Below are 569 nucleotides of genomic sequence, written 5' to 3' on the forward strand. Positions count from 1 at the left end.
GCTGGGGTTCATCCTGATGGTGATCTCGTTCCTGACGCTGGCCTGTTCGCGGCTGCTGCTGCGGCGTGGAGGGGCCTGAGATGGGGGGCGCGATGATGGAGGCCGGTGCGGCCGGCACGGGGGCGGCCGTGGGAGCGGGGTGGAACCGCCCCGGCGGGCTGGCGCTGCGGCGGCGGCTGGTGGACCGGGTGGCGACGGGGCTGAGCATCGCGGCGACGGGGATCGTGCTGCTGGCGCTGGGGTCGATCCTGCTGACGCTGCTGGTGCGGGGGCTGCCGGGCCTGTCATGGGGCACGCTGGTGCATGTGATGGCGCCGCCGGGGAGCAATGGCGGGCTGGCGAACGCGATCGTGGGCAGTCTGGTGCAGACCGGCTTCGCGGCGGCGATCGGCACGCCGGTGGGGCTGCTGACGGGGATCTATCTGTCGGAATATGCGCGCGACGGTCGGGTGGTGGAGATCGTGCGCTTCGTGTCGGACATGATGCTGTCGGCGCCGTCGATCCTGGTCGGGTTGTTCGTGTATATGCTGCTGGTGATGCCGTTCGGGCATTTCTCGGGGATTTCCGGG

1 pseudogene is annotated in these 569 nt (G+C 70.5%); it reads left to right on the top strand.

Going from position 1 to position 569, the window contains the following annotated elements:
- Positions 1–80: 80 nt before the first annotated feature.
- Positions 81–569, top strand: a pseudogene (locus tag HLH25_RS19945) (phosphate ABC transporter permease PstA); the annotation flags it as partial.

This window comes from Gluconacetobacter dulcium (genome assembly GCF_014174165.1).
Classification (GTDB): Bacteria; Pseudomonadota; Alphaproteobacteria; order Acetobacterales; family Acetobacteraceae; genus Gluconacetobacter; species Gluconacetobacter dulcium.